The sequence below is a fragment of the Paenibacillus sp. sgz302148 genome, from assembly GCF_056120465.1.
This window is the reverse complement of sequence record NZ_JBVYOJ010000001.1, coordinates 348,139-366,135: the sequence shown is the minus strand read 5'-3', so window position 1 is coordinate 366,135 and position 17,997 is coordinate 348,139. Positions and strand designations below refer to the sequence as shown.

The window sequence follows — 17,997 nt, the reverse complement described above, 5'->3', positions numbered from 1 at the left end:
ATGATGCAACTCAGAGCTAGCGAACATTCTTTTGCCGAAACGATTTCGGAACAGCTGAATGCCGCTTCCGTTGGCTTGATTTATTTGGACGTTGCCCGCATAACCGAGCTGGAGCAGACAAACGGAAGGCTTCATTGCGAACAGTTGCTGACTGCAATGAGGCTGGTGCTGACCGATTTGCTAGCCGGAGAGCAAGAGCATTTGGCGACTCGATCCGTTGGAGACGATTTTTTTCTCTATATGCGGTTTGAAGGGTTCCATGCCGAGTACGCGTCGAACAAACTGCACGAGTGGGGCGGGCGGTTGAAATACCAGGTCGAACGCCGTTTGGCCGCGCTGGTGCCGTCCGATCCACCGGTAGAGCTGCATGTCGGCGGCGCATTGCTCGTCAATTCGCTGGATAAAGATATCGACACCATTTTGTACACGGCGATGAAGATGGCCATACGGGAAGCGAAGCAGCTGACGAACAGTAAGGAGCGGAAAGTTCAATTGGATGAGTTTAACCGCATTGTTGAAAATCAGCTGATCCGCTCGGTGTATCAGCCGATCGTGTCGCTGACGGATGCCGCGATCTTCGGTTACGAGGCGTTGTCCCGCGGACCGGCGGACAGCGTGTTCGCCTCGCCGCTGCCGCTATTCGAATTCGCGGAAAGCGAAGGCGCCCTTTACGTCCTGGATAAGCTCGCCCGGGAGAAGGCGATCCAGGGCTGCATCTCGTTGCATCGGAACCAGAAGGTATTCATCAACATCCCGGCTTATATCATTCACGACCCCCAGTTCACTCCAGGACAAACGATGAAGCTGCTGAGCGAATACGGTTTGCTGCCGCAAAACGTCGTGTTCGAGCTGACCGAACGCAGTTCGATTGAGGATTTCGCCACAACAAAGCGGATATTGCAGCATTATCGGGCTCAAGGCTATCAAATCGCGATTGACGATGCGGGAGCCGGCTATTCCTCCTTGCAGGCGATCGCCGAGCTGCAGCCCGATTACATCAAAGTCGACCGTTCCCTTATTCAAGACATACATAAGGATAAAATCAAAGAACATATTCTCGAAACGTTCGTGACGTTCGCCCATAAAATGAATATCCGCATTATCGCCGAAGGCATCGAGCAATCAGACGAGCTGCTTAAGCTGATGCGAATGGGCGTCCATTTCGCCCAAGGCTATTACATAGGGCGACCGGCAGATCAACTGAAGGAGCTTGCGCCGGAGGTTCGCGACATGATCCTGCTGCACAGCGGCTCTAAGCAGCTGTCGGGCTCGGCCTGGTCGATCGGGGAGCTGACGACGCCGGTTGAATCCTTTTCCCCTTCGGCAACGGCGGCTATGGTCGCGAACCATTTCAAGAAGCATCAAGACGAGTCGGGCACGGTCATTGTAGATCCAGAAGGGGTACCCGTCGGGCTAATGATGCGGGACCGGCTGTTCCAGATGCTTGCAGGCCAATACGGCGTCTCCTTGTTCTGGAACAAGCCGATCGGTACGCTGATGGATGCGCAGCCGCTTGTAGTGGACGAGCAGCTGCCGGTGGAGCAAGTATCGCAGATGGCGATGGCCCGGGAATACAGCCAGCTGTACGACATCGTGATCGTGACGAGGAACGGTCGGCTGCTCGGCATTGCATCGATTCGTACCATTCTGGAGGCGATTACGCAGCTTCGTCTCGAATCCGCGCGCGTAGCCAACCCGCTGACCGGTTTGCCGGGCAATTTGCAAATCAAGCTTGAATTGAACCGGCGTATTCTGGAAAACCGGCCATTCTCGGTCATTTATATCGATCTTGATTATTTCAAATGGTATAACGACCGATACGGCTTTCAAAAAGCCGACAAGCTTATCCAGTTTACGGCCGATGTCATGCAGCGGGCCGTGGGGAAATTCGGGGAGCCGCAAGATTTCATCGGGCATATCGGCGGGGACGATCTGATTATCGTCACGACGACGGCTCGTCCGAGCGAACTGTGCGAACAGCTGATCGAGCTGTTCGAAACCGGGGTCACGATGTTCTATGACGTGGATGAATGGACTTTCGTCGAAGATCGCGAAGGCCGTAGAATGGAGAGCAGGGGTGTTTCGATTTCCGTGGCGCTTATTCAGTGCGATTGCTCGATGGGCATTTCGGCAGAGCATATTTCCCAAGAAGCCGCCGCCGTCAAAAAACGGGCGAAAGCGATCCAAGGCAGCGTACATTGCATCGGTGTCGTATCCGGCTGCCAAGACGGCTTACAAAATGCGATTCAAATCGGCTAAATTGCTTACGGTAACGACAACGGCTTTTCCCAGCTTCGAAGGGGAAGGCTGTTTTTTCGTTCCTTTGCGGTTGATCCAGATCGCATCGATGCCTGCGCGAGCGGCTCCGGCCACATCGTTGCGCCACGAGTCACCGATCATGACACATTCTTCCGGCTTAACGCCGAGCTTATGGAGCGCCTTGTGGAAAATGGCCGGGTTCGGCTTTCGGATGCCGTCCGGCGATACGATAATATGGTCCTGCGGGATCTGGGCCGCCAGCTTCAGCTTATTCAGCTGCGACCATTGCTTACGCCGGTTGCCGTTAGAAATGATGCCGATCCGATAAGACTTCCCTAGCGCGTTGATCGTTTCCACGGCGTCGTCGTAGGGAACGACGCGACCCCGCGACAGCTGCTGAAGCCGTTCGTCCAGCTTGCGGATCGATTGCTCACTCGTGCTGATCGGCAGCGCCTGAAGCGCCTTGCGCAAGCAGTTCAGGTGATGCGCCCGCGCCGACAGGCCGCCGCCGCCGCGGGCGAACTCCGCTTGATAGCGAGCCCACAGCTGGCTTGGGTTCAAGTCGGTTGCGTCGCTCCAGCGGGCCGTTAATTCTTCGACCAGTTCGAAGAAGCATAGCTTCAACGTTTTGCGTTTATCCACGATCGTGTTATTCATATCGAAGAACAATACATTTTTCGGATTTTCAAAGGTGTAGTCTGACATTTTTCCTGCTCTCCTCCTGATAATCGGCTCTACAGATTAGCTTATGTCGGGTCGCGCCGCTCGGAAACCTATGGGTCAGATTGTATTTCCATAACTTGTCCGTCCTATGCTATGATAAGGAGAAGAGCGCTTACCGGCGTGCCGGTCAAGCCCATTAGGATGGATAGAAGCGAGGTGCCAGGCATGGACAAATTGATTGTGATCGACGGCAATAGCATCGCATACCGCGCTTTTTTTGCGCTGCCGTTGTTAAGCAACTCCAGCGGACTTCATACGAATGCAGTATACGGTTTTACGACGATGCTGTTAAAGCTCATCGAAGAGGAGAAACCTACCCACTTTCTCGTTGCGTTTGATGCGGGGAAAGCAACGTTTCGTCACGAAGGCTACAGCGAATATAAAGGCGGGCGGGAAAAAACGCCGTCGGAGCTTTCCGAACAATTTCCGCTGCTCAAGGATTTGCTGAAAGCTTTTTCGATTGCTCAGTACGAGCTGTCGGGTTACGAGGCCGACGACATTATCGGCACGCTCACGCGGATCGGCGATGAACAAAAGAAGAAGGTTGTTGTCGTTTCCGGCGATAAGGACATGCTGCAGCTTGCGTCGGAGCATGTGACGATCGCGCTTACCCGCAAAGGCATCAGCGAGGTGGAGCGCTACGGGCCGGAAGAGATTCGCGAGAAATACGGCCTGACGCCGAATCAGATCATCGATCTGAAAGGACTGATGGGCGATACGTCGGATAATATTCCGGGTATCCCCGGCGTCGGCGAGAAGACCGCATTAAAAATGCTGCACCAATTCGGCACCGTTGAGGAAGTGTTGGCGCATGCCGAAGAGCTTGGCGGCAAAATGAAAGAGAAAGTGAACGAGCATGCCGAATCCGCTCGGATGAGCAAGAAGCTTGCGACTATTTATCGGGAAGTGCCGCTCGAAAAAAGCTGGGATGAGCTTGCCTACAACGGCTATGAACAGCAGACGCTGGCGCAAGCCTTCGCCAAGCTGGAATTCAAGTCGCTCTTGGAGCGTCTGGATTTGTCGGTCGATCGTGCAGGCGAAGGGGTCGAGCAGGAGGAGCTGCACGTCGTAACCGTGGACGAAACGAACCTATCGACGGTAACCGATAAGCTCCCGGCAGTAGAGTCGATGCATGTGGAAGTGGTCGGCGAAAATCCGCACCATGCCGACCTGCCGGGCATTGCTCTTCATACGCCGGATGCGACCTATTACGTGCCGCTGCAGCTGCTGTTGTCCGGCGGCGCAGAGCCGATTCGCCGCTGGCTCGCCGACGAGAAGGTCGAGAAAACGTTGTACGACGCCCATCGGGCGGAGCTTGCGTTATCCTGGCACGGCATCGCGCTCAGAGGCATTACGTTCGATGCGCATTTGGCGGCATATTTGCTTGACCCGACCGAATCGAATCATACGATCAGCGGCGTAGCCCGCAAGCATGGTTTGCCGGCCGTTGCTCCGGATGAGGACGTATACGGCAAAGGCGCCAAATTCCGCATACCGGACGTAACCGTACTCAGCGAGCATGTCGGCCGGAAGGCATCCGCCGTTAATCGGATCGCGCCGCTGCAGAAGGCGGAGCTCGAGCGGAACGAAATGAACCGGCTGTTCTTCGACCTGGAGCTACCGTTGTCGGGCGTACTTGCCGGCATGGAGAAGCAGGGCATTCGAGCCGACGGCGCCGGTTTGCAGCAGCTTGGAGCCGAGCTTCAGCAGCAAATCGACGTATTGATGCGGCGGATCTATGACCTCGCGGGCATGGAATTCAATATTAATTCCACGAAGCAGCTCGGCGAGATTTTGTTCGAGAAGCTAGGGCTTCCCGCCTGGAAAAAAACAAAAACCGGATATTCGACGGATGCCGAAGTATTGGAGAAGCTTGCGCCGTACCATGAGATCGTAAGCAATATTCTGACTTACCGTCAGCTGGCGAAGCTGCAATCGACCTATGTCGAAGGCTTGCTCAAGGAAATTCGTACGGAGACGGGCAAGGTTCATACCTACTACCATCAGACGATTGCGGCGACGGGCCGTCTAAGCAGCCAGTTCCCGAACTTGCAGAACATCCCGATCCGGTTGGAGGAAGGCCGCAAAATCCGCAAAGTATTTGTTCCGTCCGAGCCGGGCTGGTACATTCTTGCCGCGGACTACTCGCAGATCGAGCTGCGCGTCTTGGCGCATATCTCGGGCGACGAGAAGCTGAAGGAAGCGTTCGTCAACAATATGGACATCCATACAAAGACAGCGATGGACGTCTTCGGCGTCGACGAGTCCGCGGTTGACGCGAACATGCGTCGCCAAGCGAAGGCCGTCAACTTCGGGATTGTTTACGGGATCAGCGATTATGGCTTATCGCAAAATTTGGACATTACCCGCAAGGATGCGGCGCAGTTTATCGAGCAATATTTTGCCGTGTTCCAAGGGGTTCGCAAATATATGGACGATATCGTGCAGGAAGCGCGCAATAACGGCTACGTCACGACGCTACTGGAGCGCCGCCGCTACTTGCCGGAGATCAAGGCTTCGAACTTCAACCTGCGTTCGTTCGCGGAGCGTACCGCGATGAACACGCCGATTCAAGGCACCGCCGCGGATATTATCAAGCTGGCTATGGTGCAGATGGCGGAAAGGCTTGAGCGCGAAGGGCTGCGCAGCCGGATGCTGCTCCAGGTGCATGACGAACTTGTATTCGAGGTGCCGGAGGAAGAGCTCGAATTGATGAAGAAGCTCGTTCCCGAGGTGATGGAGAGCGCGCTGCAGCTTGATGTGCCGCTCAGAGCCGATGTAAATTTCGGCGTGAACTGGTACGAGGCCAAATAAGGGAAATAACGGCAAATGGGCATCGGGCCGGCCTTTCGGGTATAATGTTTTTGAGGTGAGGGAGAATGCCGGAATTGCCGGAAGTGGAAACCGTTCGAAGAACGTTAAACGAATTGGTTGCAGGAAAACAAATCGAGCGGGTCACGGTCAACCTGGCCCGTATTATACAACGGCCGGACGATACGCAGCAGTTCAGTCTGATGCTGGCCGGACATACGATTGAAAGCGTTGAACGTAGAGGCAAGTTTCTTCGTCTTATTCTGGACGGGCTTGTCCTCGTTTCGCATTTGCGAATGGAAGGACGCTACGGCGTTTATCGCGCCGATGAGCCGGTCGAGAAGCATACGCACGTTATTTTTCATTTTACCGATGGCACCGAGCTCCGTTATAAGGATGTCCGACAATTCGGCACGATGCATGTCTTCGAGACGGGGCAGGAGTTCGTCCATCCACCTTTGAAGAAGCTGGGGCTCGAGCCGCTGGACGAAAGCTTTACATTCGATGCGTTCCGCAAGCGAATCGAAGGCCGGAAGACGAAAATCAAGCCTCTTCTGCTGAATCAGGAATATATCGTCGGCATCGGCAATATTTATGTCGATGAATCGTTATTTACGGCGGGCATCCATCCGGAGCGATCGGTGGAGTCTCTTGCGCCGGCCGAGCTGAAACGTCTGCATGAAGCGATCGTGAAGACGCTTCAGGAAGCGGTTGACGCAGGCGGATCATCGATCAAATCGTATGTGAACGGCCAAGGAGAGATGGGGATGTTCCAGCAGCAGCTTCAAGTATACGGCCGCAAGTCCGAGCCGTGTCCGCACTGTTCCCGGGCCATCGAAAAAACGGTTGTCGGAGGAAGAGGAACGCACATCTGCACCCATTGCCAGCCGCTCAAGCCAAAACGTGCGCGCGCCCGTTAATGCACCGATCCGTATGTTCCTCCATATGCTATAGGCATCAGACTACGTCATGGCGCCTTGCGGAGCATTCTCCGCCGGCAAGAGGAGGGATACGGTGCTGTTGCATTGGGTTTCGCTTTGTATATTGGCGTTTGCGGTCAGTTTGGACGGATTTGGCGTCGGAGTCATGTACGGTCTTCGCAAAATCAAAATACCGTTGTTGTCCGTTGCGATCATTTCGTGCTGTTCGGGTGTAATTATCTTCGTGTCGATGCAGATCGGCGTGCTGCTGCTCCAATTCATCTCGCCGGACTATGCCAAAGCGGTGGGAGCGATTATTTTAATCGGGATCGGCTGCTGGGCGCTTGTCCAAATGTTGCGGAATAAAGGCGAGGATCCGGAAACTTCCGCTTCCGGCAATATGCCTGATGCTGACGGAGGAGACCCTGTAGAGCAGACGGCATCCGATCAAGGTATGAAGTCGACTTCTACGGACAAAACCGTACTTCACATCGAGCTGAAGAGGCTCGGTTTAGTCATTCAGATCTTACGTACGCCGTCGATTGCGGACGTCGACCGCTCCGGTACGATCTCTGCATCGGAGGCGACGCTGCTTGGCGTAGCATTATCGCTCGACGCATTTGGCGCGGGAATCGGCGCGGCTTTGCTCGGTTTTTCGCCGCTGCTGACATCGGCCGTCATTGCTTTGGCCAGCGGAACGTTCATCTGGATGGGGCTGCGGATCGGATTTTTGTTCTCCGGTTTTCGCTGGATGCGAAGATTATCGATTATTCCGGGATGCGTATTGATTCTTATGGGCATTATGAAATTGTTCTAGCTTTGGAAGTGGGTGATCGTGATGAACATTGGATTGACCGGCGGAATCGCCACAGGAAAAAGCACAGTAGCCGCAAGCCTCGTTCGCCGCGGCGCTCGTCTCGTTGACGCCGACCAAATCGCCAGGGAGGTTGTGCTCCCCGGCAGTCCGACGCTTGCGGAAGTGGCTCTTCGCTTCGGGCAAGATATCCTGCAGGAGGACGGAACGCTGGATCGGAAGAAACTCGGCAGTATCGTATTTGCCGATGCTTCAAGGCGCAAGGAGTTGGAATCGATCTTGCATCCCGCCATTCGGGCGATCATGCGAGAGAGGATGCATCAATACGAAACCGAAACGCCGGAACGGCTCGTCGTCGTGGATATACCGCTTTTGTATGAATCGGGTCTGGAGCATATGGTTTCGGAAGTTATGGTTGTGTATGTGCCGCGAGAGCTGCAGCTGAAGCGGCTTATGGAGCGGGACAAGCTCAACCCGGAGCAAGCGGAAAGCCGGCTGAACGCCCAGATGGATATCGAGTCGAAGAAAATGAGAGCAGACTACGTCATAGACAACAGCGGGACTTTGGAGCAAACGGAACAACAGCTGGACCGGTTTTGGCGGGAGAAGACGAAACGATGACGATATTGCGAAAAAAACGCGTATACGCCATCATGCTGGTTTTGCTCATGGGGGTTTTATATTATAATTCCAACTGGATCGGCCGATGGCTGTACCCGATTTATTATAAGCCGGACATTCTCGTCAGCTCGAAAACCCATGAGGTGGATCCGTTCCTCATTGCGGCCATCATTCGGGTGGAAACGAATTACAAAACCGATCAAGTGTCCAAAAAAGGCGCCGTCGGCATCATGCAGCTTATGCCGGATACGGCGAAATGGATTATCGAAAAACGCGGTTTATCCTCCGTCAAGCTGCAGGACGTTGAATCCCGTCCGGAAATCAGCATCGAGCTCGGCACCTGGTATTTGCAATGGCTGCACAAGCAATTTGGCGGAAACCGGATTGCAGTCATTGCTTCGTATAATGCGGGGCAAGGCAACGTGAAGAAGTGGATTCAGAACGGTGTATGGGATGGCAAGCTTGAATCGGTTGACAAAGTGCCGTTCGGCGAAACAAGACACTATGTACAACGCGTCATTTATTATTATAATAAATATACCGACATCTATGCGGAGTTCGAATAAAACGGAAAAGAAGCATTGGACAGGCTGTTTGTGACAGCTTGAGCCAACGCTCCTTTTGTTACAACGCTTCAGGTCAATTAACGAGCTTGACCCGAAAGTTGTTGCTCGGCGATTTGCACCAGACGACGGGTAATGTTACCCCCGATCGCACCGGCGTCGCGAGTAGCCATGTTGCCCATGTAGCCATCTTGAGGAATGGCGATGCCAAGCTCTTGGGCTACTTCATATTTCAATTGGTCCAAAGCAGCATTAGCTTGAGGAACGACAAGTTGATTGCTGGAACGAGATTGTCCTGCGGCCATTTGTTTTCACCTCCTTAGCGGTTGGTAGTTGTATTATGTACGTTTTTAGACAGTTCATTACAGGTAAGGTATGGGAGCGATTTAAAAGTATGAAATGTCCTTTTTGCGATTATTCCGGAACGAAGGTGCTTGATTCCCGTCCGGCTAACGAAAATAAATCGATCCGCCGCCGCCGCGAATGCGAGAAGTGCAGCCGTCGCTTCACCACGTTCGAAATGGTCGAAGAAACGCCGCTGATCGTGATCAAGAAGGACGGCAGCCGCGAGGAATTCAGCCGTGACAAAATTTTGCGCGGACTGATCCGGGCATGCGAGAAACGTCCCGTATCGATTGAACGTCTCGAAGTAATCGTATCCGAAGTAGAGAAAGATCTGCGGAACACCGCGAGCGCAGAGGTGGAAAGCCGCGATATCGGCGAATTCGTCATGGAGCAGTTGTACCCCATCGACGAAGTAGCCTACGTGCGATTTGCATCGGTGTACCGTCAGTTCAAAGATATCAATATGTTTATGAAAGAACTGACACATCTGCTTGCCAAGCACCACTTGGACGGAGCGGGAAAATAAGTGCGGGAAGATGATCCGATATATTGACAACGCTTCATTGCCTATGGTATGATCATTTTTGTCGTCACGGGGCCATAGCTCAGCTGGGAGAGCGCATCGCTGGCAGCGATGAGGTCAGGGGTTCGATCCCCCTTGGCTCCACCATAATTAATCAACGGGTAGCCTTGTAGGGCTGTTTTTTTTGCAACAATGATGGTGAAAGATTTGTACTGCGAGAGGTTTACTGCAATAGGTTTGTACCGCGGCAGGTTTGTACCGCGGCAGGTTTGTACGATAAATCGTACAAGTGACCCTGGTTTTGGTGTGATTAGAGCCATTATGTACGATAAATCTTACAAGTGACCCTGATTTTGATGTGGTTAGAGCCATTATGTACGATAAATCGTACAAGTGACCCTGGTTTTGGTGTGGTTAGAGTCATTATGTACGATAAATCGTACAAGTGACCCTGGTTTGATGTGGTTAGAGCCATTAAGTACGATTTATCGCACAAAATGCGGTCGGGTGGCGACGAAATCATGGATTTTGTACGAAGAATCGTTTGAAAAGGTTTGGTTGGACCGATAACGGTTGAGTTTTATACGATATTTCACTCAAAGTGGCGAAGCACGCCCCGATGATCCTGTACCGTGCAGGATTAATCGGGGCGTTTTTTTATTCCATTCCAGGAGGCGAAGAGATTGAGCTTTGAATTCGAACATGCGAAGTGGATTAAATGGCATTTAAGCAGGCGTCATGGAGAGCGGAAGGACGCACTGATGCGGGGACACGGTTATGGGAATCGAATGTTTGTCGAGAAAATTTGGTGGTCGCTCATGGGACATTTTATCGGGCTGCATCCGGAGTACGAGGTGATGGATTGGCGGGGGCGATCTTATTTTGTAGACTTTATGTGGAATGTGGGAGGAAACCGCTTTGCGTTTGAAATTATGGATTACGGATCACATGGCAAAGACCGCTCGAAGTATCGGTTGGATTTGAACCGCGGGTTGTTTCTGCAATCCCAACAATATCAAGTCATTGCGATCTCATTCGACGAGATGAAAGAAAACCCGTCATTCATTGAAGTCATACTCCGGAATATGTTGGCCCCATATTTGCTTCAGCAACAAAGCAAAACGCACTGGTTTCGCGTCCCTTTTGCAAAATTGAACGACAACTTATGCGTTTCGCCATCCGTCACAATCGAATCATTCGTCCCACGGAAGCGGCAAGGGAGCTGGAGCTTCATAAACAAACTGTCATTAAATATTGCCGCATGCTTGTTCAGAAAGATAGGCTTCGACCGGTACCAGCCGGAACAACAGGGAAGATCTATCATTACGAATACTTGGGATCGATCCAAAGCCCCGATTTGCAATGAGTGTTTCGGCATCTAAGATCTGATCGGTCTGGGTAAATCAATTTACAATCATTTCATGCGGCGTTGAATTCTACAACTAAGTTTGCCCTCGTCAAGTATGCATTGTCAGAAGGTGAAATAAAGGATTCAACATCCCCTTGGCTCCATCAAACAAAAAACACGCCAAGTCAGGCGTGTTTTTTGTGTTTGGTGGTAGCCGCTTAGGGGGCGGTCCGCGCACAAGCGTTAGCGAAGGAGCACGGCATCGAAATTTAACCACTAGCAATACATCTCTGAAGTGACTTCCCCGTAACCTTTAATGAGATTTTCGATACCCCGGGGTTCGCCTTGCGTTCAATCTATCCTGGTTGTTTTTTTCTCGGTGAAAAAGTAAACCAAAGCGAAGAGCGGCAAGATGGTTCCAAGGAGAGATGCCAGCTTCCAACCCCCCTGGGTATAAGACCAGCCGCCCAAAGACGAGCCGATAGCTCCGCCTATAAAGAAAATGGACATGAATAGTCCGTTTAGGCGTCCTCTTGCTTCACTTCCTAACGAATAAATCGCACGTTGACTAATAACAAGGTTTCCCGACACGGCCATGTCGAGTGTAATTGCGGATACAAAGAGTAGAATGAGAGCAAGGGTTGAATGGCTTTGGAACAGATAGATGAGCAAAAATGACAAGACAGCTACGATCATGGCTAACCCCGTTAACAATTTGCTCCAGCCTTTGTCCGCCAATCTTCCGGCAATTGGCGCAGCAATTGCGCCACCCACGCCAACTAGCGCAAACCATGCAATGCCTCGCTGGGACATTCCGAAATCATCTGCCAAATGTAAAGGGACGACAGTCCAAAATAGGCTGAAGGCTCCAAATAAACAAGCTTGATACAAGGCGCGACGTCGTAATGCAGGCGTTTGTCGTAATATAGTGCCTAGAGAGAGAATTAGCTTTTTGTAGCGTACCGTAGGAATCGGCTTGCGCTCCGGAAGAGCATACGCCAACAGAGCAGTCAGTAGAGAGATCACAATGGCTGATAAAACAAATATGGCTCTCCAGCCCCAGAGACTGGTTATAAAGCTTGCCAACGGCCGGGCAAACATAATTCCTAATAAGAGACCGCTCATCACATTACCGACCACGCGGCCGCGCTGTTCGTCAGACGCTAAATTGGCGGCGAAGGGTACCAAAATTTGGGCTACTACAGATCCAATTCCAATAAAAAGAGACGCGATCAAAAACAACGGCGCATTGGGCGCGAACGCGGCAGTTAGCAGTGCGCCAACGGCAACCATAAGCATGATAACCGTAAGCCGCCGATTTTCGATGATGTCGCTTAGCGGTACGATGAACAGCAGCCCGACTACATAACCGATTTGGGTCAATGTAACAATTAATCCTGCTGCCGTAGAAGTCAGGCCGGTTGCATCGCTGATAGGGCCTACCAGAGTTTGAGCGTAATAAAGATTGGCAGCGATAAGACCGCACGCGGCTGCCAACAGAAATATCATCCAACTAGAAATACGGCTGTCTTGATGAACTTGTTCATTTTGCATAATGATCCTCCTCTTAAATACTGAACGTTTAGTTTTATAAATAATTTAACCCAATAATATACTGTACGTATGGTTTTGTAAATAGGCTTTTATTTATTCCTTGTCTTTTGTATACTAAACGTATAGTTTTTAGCGCATGAGACGATAACAAAGGAGGAGGATTCAAGTGCAGGGGAAAAGAGGGCGTCCGCGCAACGTGGAAACGCAAAACTCCATCCTTTCCGCTTCCTATGATTTATTGTTGGAAAATGGTTTTGGGGCGGTTACGGTAGAAAAAATCGCTGATCGTGCCAAGGTCAGCAAAGCTACGATCTATAAATGGTGGCCTAATAAGGCTGCAGTGGTGATGGACGGTTATTTATCCGCCGCGGCTGCAAGACTGCCTGTGCCGGATACAGGATCGGTATTCCAGGATATTCTGGAGCATGCCACGAATTTGGCTCGGTTTATGATAACCCGCGAGGGCTCGATTTTTCTGGAGATCATAGGCGAAGGGCAGGATGATTCTGCATTGGCGGAGGCATATCGGACCCGCTATATACAGCCTCGCCGGCTGGAGGTTCGTGGTATTTTGGATAGGGGGCTTCAGCGTGGAGAGTTGAAGAATCTAGATACCGCATTATGCACGGATCTCATTTACGGGCCGATTTTCTACCGCTTGTTAGTTACGGGTGATTTGATTGACGATAACTATATAAGACAGTTGGTAACCCTTGCCTTTGAAGGTATGCGTTCGATTTGAGCTTCGTCAGCAAGTTAAATGAAGGATTCAATATCCCCCTTGGCTCCACCAAACAAAAACACGCCGAATATGGCGTGTTTTTTGTTTGGTAGAATCAGTTCGACATTAAAGGTTTCCGCGCCTTGGGGAGAAGGATTGCTACTGGATCATCCGCGTGCAGAGAGTAAAAGAATTCTTCGATGTATATGATTTCGGACGTGTACGCTTTTGTATCTACTGCAAAAGCCCTACTGTTTTTTTCTATTTTTTTCTTGACGAATGACATTTTTCGCCATTAAAATACATACTGTACGGAATGTAATTAATTTAAGAGAGTCTGAATGACTCACATCCTAGTAGGAGAGAGCGGTTTGAAGAAGAATAAATTTCAATTAAAAAGAGAAGCGACTTATCAACTGCTCCTCGAAGCCGGTATGAAGTGTTTCTCCAAAAAAGGTTTCGCGTCGACGACGCTGGGAGACATCGTGGAACAGACCGGCCATACGAAAGGGGCATTTTATGTTCATTTCAAGAGTAAAGAAGAATTATTCTTGAAAGTGCTGGATTACCAAATCCAAATAACGAGCGGCTGGACGGACATACCGAAGGAGTATGACCCAGCAGATACAACGCTTGATGAAGTCATTACGATCACGCTTACGCGGCTGGGCCAAATGCTGCATGGGGTCGATAATTGGATCATCGTGCTGGCCGATTTCCATCAACAAACGAAATACGATGCTGAAATCCAGAGCATGCTTAGGCAGAAGTATCGGGAATGGGTTTCGGGTATCGAGCAATTGATTATTGTATTGCAGGAGAAAGGATGGATTGATAAGAACAAAGATCCCGTACTGATCGCGAAGCAAGTGATTTCTTTCAATGAAGGGTTTACGATCTTTTCCGTTTTATTCGGAGAGACGGATACGAAGGTGCTTATCCAAGGGCTTGTTAAGCTGATGTCTTAATCGACATAACTATAAAGAGGGGAAAAGAAAATGAGGAAAATGACGAAGCTGCGGTTTAGAAGACTGACAACGGTACTGCTTGCACTAACACTCGTATTGGGGGTTTTCCCGGGACTCGGACCCAAGAAGTCGGAAGCGGCAATCGATGCGCCCGCAGCGGGAAGCGCCAATGACGGCGTGGATTTTAAGGCAACAGGGCTGCTTGCGCCGAGCAGCTATATTTATTATGGATATATGGGGATGCCAAAAGACTTCAAGGGCTCTGCTCAACAAAACAGTCCCATTCTATGGAATGTCATGGGAGAAGAGCCGGCGAAATATGACAATACAGGTGCCCCCTTGTCAACCAATAACCCCGACCAATTGGTATTGTTCTCAAACTATATCTTAAATAGGATGGCATTTAATCCGGCATTGAACAGCGCATGGGCAGATTCCCCTGTGCGTATCTGGCTGAACGAGACTTTTCTGTCGAATCAGTTTAATGCCGGTGAACGAACCTATACCGTTCAGACCATTAATTTGCAAACGAAAGACATCGTTTCAAATAATCCATCCTATACCAGCGACTATATGTACATATTAGCAACAGATGATTTTGGTGGTGATAAAGTTAGTTGGTCGTCCAATTATGCACCTAACAAACAGCTTGGCAACAAAAGCGGAACTTTTATCGGCGGCACTCCATTTTCTTATCATTTGCGTTCTCCTTTCAATACGGAAGCTACAGCATATGTCAATGAACTCGGTGAACTTAAAGCTGGGTACGCTGACGGTTTGAGCGGTGTTCGACCCGCTTTTAAACTTGACCCTACCTCGGTCGTTTTTGCATCGCAAATTGTGACGGATGCGGGCGACGGAATGGGCACCATGACGGCGGATTCGAACTATATCGCAGGCACAGGAGGTTCGAAACATTATAAACTAACGGTATTGGGCGGAAGCAGCAGTTCGAATCCGTACAAGCTGACAAACCTCATAAATTCCATTACGAACGCCTCCATGTCAAGCTCCACCGAGATTTCTGCCAAGGCTGACGGCAGTTTTCTATTATCCGGCACAACCTCTGCAACTGGCGGCCTGAACGGCAGCTATACGATCAACTACAAGCTCGTCGATTCGAATCGAAAAATTGTCGCATACGGCGTAGCCAACAATAACGCCTCTGTCTCAGGCAGAGACATGGTAATAACCATTCCGAGCAACAAAATTGACGGTAGCCCCTTTGCTTCAAACGAACAGTTGACCGCTTATGTTTGGCTGCAAAAGAATAATCCGGTGAACTCCAATGAAACGTCACAGCCATTACATTTTATAGTGAATCTTACGAGCAGCGATGACGATGCGCCGAATCTTTCGCACGTTTCCCCGTCCGTTACCAATACAACTGCCATTTCCGTAACAACCACCGAAAAGGGGCCGATTTATTTGGTGCCCGCCGCGACGAACCCGAGTGTTGCCGCTTTTGAAAACACGATCGGTTCAACCGGTAAAAAAATTATCGTTTCGGCACCAGTTGCTTCTTTAACTGTGCCGGTCACCGGACTTGCGGATGGCGCCTATAAACTTTACGCCGTAGATGAGGCGGGAAATATTTCGACGGCCGAGAGCATTACGATCGACAACAAGTCGCCAACCGTTACTCTGTCAAGCTTTCCAGCAAGTACGGTAAACGCTGCTTTCCCGATTACCATAGTTTTCAATGAAGCTGTAACCGGCTTTGATGGAAGCGGCATTACCGTCGATAACGGTGAGGTTTCAAACTTGGTACCTGTCACTGCATCGACTTATACTGCCACGATCTCCCCGATTAAGAGCAGTCAGGCTGTGACGGTAAAAGTTGCGGCGAACGCAGCTTTCGATGAAGCCGGAAACGGCAATACGGTGTCCGACACCTTTAGCGTCATGTACGACGCGACCAAGCCTACCGTTACATTCGGCGGATTTGCAGACAATCAGACGTTCATCGCTCCGCCAACCTCGGTTACCGTTACAGTCAACGAAGCGGTATATTGGGTGGCAGACGGCACTCCGATAACTTCTTCCAATGCGACTTCACTCCTAAGCATGGAGAAGGATGGCGTATCATTATCGGATTACACACTGAGCTATGATGAGGCATCCCGAAGGTTTACCTTAACTTTTAACGGCACTCTGGACGATGGCGTCTATAAGGTAATAGTTGCTGGAAATAAGGTGAAAAACGCCATTAATAACACGCTAGACGAAGCAAGTTCAATCTTTACCGTAGCAGTCCCTGTTGTTTCCGGTATTTCCGTTCATCCAACAAGCCTTTCAAGCGCCGCGGGCAACGTGACAGCCACGATAACAGGTGCAAATCTTACCGGGCAATCTATAAAAGTATTTGTAGACGGAGCGGAAGCCGCCACAGCCAACGTCGGCAGTGCCACAAGTGCGGCTGCAACCGTCACGATTCCGAAGAATACAACCACAAGCGTTAAAAATCATATTTTAAAGGTGTACCTTAATGGTGTGGAGGTTGCAGGCAAGACAGCAACAGTAACAGTCAGCGGCGAGCCTGTCGTAAGCAGCGGCAATGGCCCAACACCAACGCCAGCACCGCCATCAACACCAACGCCTGCCAAACCGGTCATCGACCTAAACGGGATCGAGCTTGACCCGGATGCTATCGATACCTTGAAACCGTCGGTCACGCTTGAAGTGACGCATAAGGACGGCTCAGCCTATGTCACGATTCCGGCAAGCATTTTAACTCGACTCGAGGGCAAAAACGGCACATTCTTCATCGAGATCAAGGCGCCTTACGGCAGCTATCAAGTACCGGTCAATCTGGCTTCCCTCATCCCGGGGCTGAAGGAATTGCTTGACGCAAACAATCTCAAGGCTGAGGACATCGGTTTCAAAATTAACCTGATCGACAAGTCCGGGGATAAAGCAATCTATGCGGCGTTTGCAAACGGCTTGCCGAACGGTTCGGTAATGGGCGCGATCGTGGATTTCGGGATCGAGATCATCAACACGAAGACAGGCAAGGTATTAGGCAATGCGGATAAGTTCAGCAAGGCGATTACAAGAATCATTCCGATGCTGAAGAGCATGACCGAAATGCCGACGCAATGGGGCGCGTTCCGATATAACGAATCGACGAAGAAGTTTGAGTTTGTCCCCGCCAAAAAAGTAAAGATCGACGGCGTGTGGTATGTAATGATCAGCTCCTATTCAAACAGCGTATATGTCGTCGCAGACAATGAGGTGAGCTTTGCCGATGTGCAGAAGCATTGGGGCAAGCCGTTCATTGAGCTTGCCGCGGCGAAGGGATTAGTCGAGGGGGCAGACGGCAAGTTCGATCCGAATAAAACCATGACGAGAGCGGAATTTACCGCCATGCTCGTACGGGCGCTCGGACGCGGGAATACTGCAGGCAGCACGACGCCATACGACGACATAAAGCCTGGCGCATGGTATTTCGAAGAGGTAGCCGAAGCGAAAGAGCTTGGCCTGCTCGACTTTGTCAAAGGAAAAGGCTTTTTGCCTGAACAGCCTCTGACGCGTGAGGAAATGGCGAGTATGCTGGCGGCAGCGATTGTCTTCGAGAAGCTGCCAATGACGAAGGAGTTTGTAGCACTAAGCGGTTACAAGGATATTGAAAGCGTGGACGCGGCCTATTTGGAGGACGTTCGTCTGATGGTGAAGCTTCAGATTATGACAGGCGTAGACGAGGATACGTTTACTCCGAAGGGGACAACAACGCGCGCTGAGGCGGCGACCGTATTCATCCGTACACTGCAGAAGCTTGGCATGATAGATTAAACATATCTGTAACAAATCCCGCTAGAGTGTTGGAT

Annotated in this window: 14 protein-coding genes and 1 tRNA gene; 12 read left to right on the top strand and 3 right to left on the bottom strand. The window is 50.8% G+C overall.

Going from position 1 to position 17,997, the window contains the following annotated elements; genetic code table 11:
• The gene (locus AC0LWM_RS01765) at positions 1–2,259 is read left to right on the top strand and encodes a GGDEF domain-containing protein (RefSeq protein WP_474673177.1); all 2,259 of its coding nucleotides are present in this window, start codon (positions 1–3) and stop codon (positions 2,257–2,259) included.
• Here the strand turns inward: AC0LWM_RS01765 and AC0LWM_RS01760 are convergent.
• Positions 2,233–2,964 carry an HAD family hydrolase gene (locus tag AC0LWM_RS01760; RefSeq protein WP_474673176.1) on the bottom strand — a complete coding sequence of 244 codons (732 nt, stop codon included), beginning with the start codon at positions 2,962–2,964 and terminating at the stop codon, positions 2,233–2,235. The two genes, AC0LWM_RS01765 and AC0LWM_RS01760, sit on opposite strands and share 27 nt — an antisense overlap.
• A gap of 183 nt (positions 2,965–3,147) precedes the next feature.
• Between AC0LWM_RS01760 and polA the strand changes: the two genes are divergently transcribed.
• The 5 genes from polA to AC0LWM_RS01735 all read left to right on the top strand — a co-directional run bounded on the left by polA (position 3,148) and on the right by AC0LWM_RS01735 (position 8,714).
• Complete coding sequence (gene polA / locus AC0LWM_RS01755; RefSeq protein ID WP_474673175.1) at positions 3,148–5,796, top strand: DNA polymerase I; 2,649 nt, start codon at positions 3,148–3,150, stop codon at positions 5,794–5,796.
• 65 nt (positions 5,797–5,861) lie between these two features.
• Positions 5,862–6,713 (top strand): DNA-formamidopyrimidine glycosylase, encoded by an 852-nt coding sequence (gene mutM / locus AC0LWM_RS01750; RefSeq protein WP_474673174.1) that lies wholly within the window; start codon positions 5,862–5,864, stop codon positions 6,711–6,713.
• Positions 6,714–6,810: 97 nt separating this feature from the next.
• Positions 6,811–7,530: an MntP/YtaF family protein gene (locus AC0LWM_RS01745; protein ID WP_474673531.1), complete on the top strand. Its 720-nt coding sequence runs from the start codon at positions 6,811–6,813 to the stop codon at positions 7,528–7,530.
• Between the two features lie 21 nt (positions 7,531–7,551).
• Complete coding sequence (gene coaE, locus AC0LWM_RS01740) at positions 7,552–8,148, top strand: dephospho-CoA kinase (protein ID WP_474673530.1); 597 nt, start codon at positions 7,552–7,554, stop codon at positions 8,146–8,148.
• Positions 8,145–8,714: a lytic transglycosylase domain-containing protein gene (locus AC0LWM_RS01735; protein WP_474673173.1), complete on the top strand. Its 570-nt coding sequence runs from the start codon at positions 8,145–8,147 to the stop codon at positions 8,712–8,714. Before coaE ends, AC0LWM_RS01735 begins: the two co-directional genes overlap by 4 nt.
• 77 nt (positions 8,715–8,791) lie before the next feature.
• On the opposite strand, the gene AC0LWM_RS01730 is transcribed toward AC0LWM_RS01735, so the two are convergent.
• Positions 8,792–9,016, bottom strand: a complete 225-nt coding sequence (locus AC0LWM_RS01730; protein WP_474673172.1) for an alpha/beta-type small acid-soluble spore protein — start codon at positions 9,014–9,016, stop codon at positions 8,792–8,794.
• Positions 9,017–9,105: 89 nt separating this feature from the next.
• Here AC0LWM_RS01730 and nrdR point away from each other — a divergent pair, with 89 nt between their 5' ends.
• The 3 genes from nrdR (at position 9,106) to AC0LWM_RS01715 (ending at position 10,961) form a co-directional block, all read left to right on the top strand.
• The gene (gene nrdR / locus AC0LWM_RS01725; RefSeq protein ID WP_474673171.1) at positions 9,106–9,582 is read left to right on the top strand and encodes a transcriptional regulator NrdR; all 477 of its coding nucleotides are present in this window, start codon (positions 9,106–9,108) and stop codon (positions 9,580–9,582) included.
• 68 nt (positions 9,583–9,650) lie between these two features.
• A tRNA-Ala gene (locus tag AC0LWM_RS01720) sits at positions 9,651–9,726 on the top strand.
• A 536-nt stretch (positions 9,727–10,262) separates the two neighbouring features.
• Entirely contained in the window at positions 10,263–10,961 is a 699-nt protein-coding gene (locus AC0LWM_RS01715) for a hypothetical protein (RefSeq protein ID WP_474673170.1), read from the top strand.
• Between the two features lie 317 nt (positions 10,962–11,278).
• On the opposite strand, the gene AC0LWM_RS01710 is transcribed toward AC0LWM_RS01715, so the two are convergent.
• Positions 11,279–12,481 (bottom strand): MFS transporter, encoded by a 1,203-nt coding sequence (locus AC0LWM_RS01710; protein ID WP_474673169.1) that lies wholly within the window; start codon positions 12,479–12,481, stop codon positions 11,279–11,281.
• A 166-nt stretch (positions 12,482–12,647) separates the two neighbouring features.
• Here AC0LWM_RS01710 and AC0LWM_RS01705 point away from each other — a divergent pair, with 166 nt between their 5' ends.
• The 3 genes from AC0LWM_RS01705 to AC0LWM_RS01695 all read left to right on the top strand — a co-directional run bounded on the left by AC0LWM_RS01705 (position 12,648) and on the right by AC0LWM_RS01695 (position 17,962).
• Entirely contained in the window at positions 12,648–13,223 is a 576-nt protein-coding gene (locus tag AC0LWM_RS01705) for a TetR/AcrR family transcriptional regulator (RefSeq protein WP_474673168.1), read from the top strand.
• A 350-nt stretch (positions 13,224–13,573) separates the two neighbouring features.
• On the top strand, positions 13,574–14,170 hold the full coding sequence (locus AC0LWM_RS01700) for a TetR/AcrR family transcriptional regulator (RefSeq protein WP_474673167.1): 597 nt from the start codon (positions 13,574–13,576) through the stop codon (positions 14,168–14,170).
• Between the two features lie 30 nt (positions 14,171–14,200).
• Positions 14,201–17,962 (top strand): S-layer homology domain-containing protein, encoded by a 3,762-nt coding sequence (locus tag AC0LWM_RS01695; RefSeq protein ID WP_474673166.1) that lies wholly within the window; start codon positions 14,201–14,203, stop codon positions 17,960–17,962.
• Positions 17,963–17,997 lie beyond the last annotated feature (35 nt).

Bases quoted from the DNA above. Each gene is read 5' to 3' on its own strand.
- AC0LWM_RS01765 (WP_474673177.1), top strand. From the start codon at position 1: ATGATGCAACTCAGAGCTAGCGAACATTCTTTTGCCGAAACGATTTCG.
- AC0LWM_RS01760 (WP_474673176.1), bottom strand. From the start codon at position 2,964: ATGTCAGACTACACCTTTGAAAATCCGAAAAATGTATTGTTCTTCGAT.
- polA (WP_474673175.1), top strand. From the start codon at position 3,148: ATGGACAAATTGATTGTGATCGACGGCAATAGCATCGCATACCGCGCT.
- mutM (WP_474673174.1), top strand. From the start codon at position 5,862: ATGCCGGAATTGCCGGAAGTGGAAACCGTTCGAAGAACGTTAAACGAA.
- coaE (WP_474673530.1), top strand. From the start codon at position 7,552: ATGAACATTGGATTGACCGGCGGAATCGCCACAGGAAAAAGCACAGTA.
- AC0LWM_RS01735 (WP_474673173.1), top strand. From the start codon at position 8,145: ATGACGATATTGCGAAAAAAACGCGTATACGCCATCATGCTGGTTTTG.
- AC0LWM_RS01730 (WP_474673172.1), bottom strand. From the start codon at position 9,016: ATGGCCGCAGGACAATCTCGTTCCAGCAATCAACTTGTCGTTCCTCAA.
- nrdR (WP_474673171.1), top strand. From the start codon at position 9,106: ATGAAATGTCCTTTTTGCGATTATTCCGGAACGAAGGTGCTTGATTCC.
- AC0LWM_RS01710 (WP_474673169.1), bottom strand. From the start codon at position 12,481: ATGCAAAATGAACAAGTTCATCAAGACAGCCGTATTTCTAGTTGGATG.
- AC0LWM_RS01695 (WP_474673166.1), top strand. From the start codon at position 14,201: ATGAGGAAAATGACGAAGCTGCGGTTTAGAAGACTGACAACGGTACTG.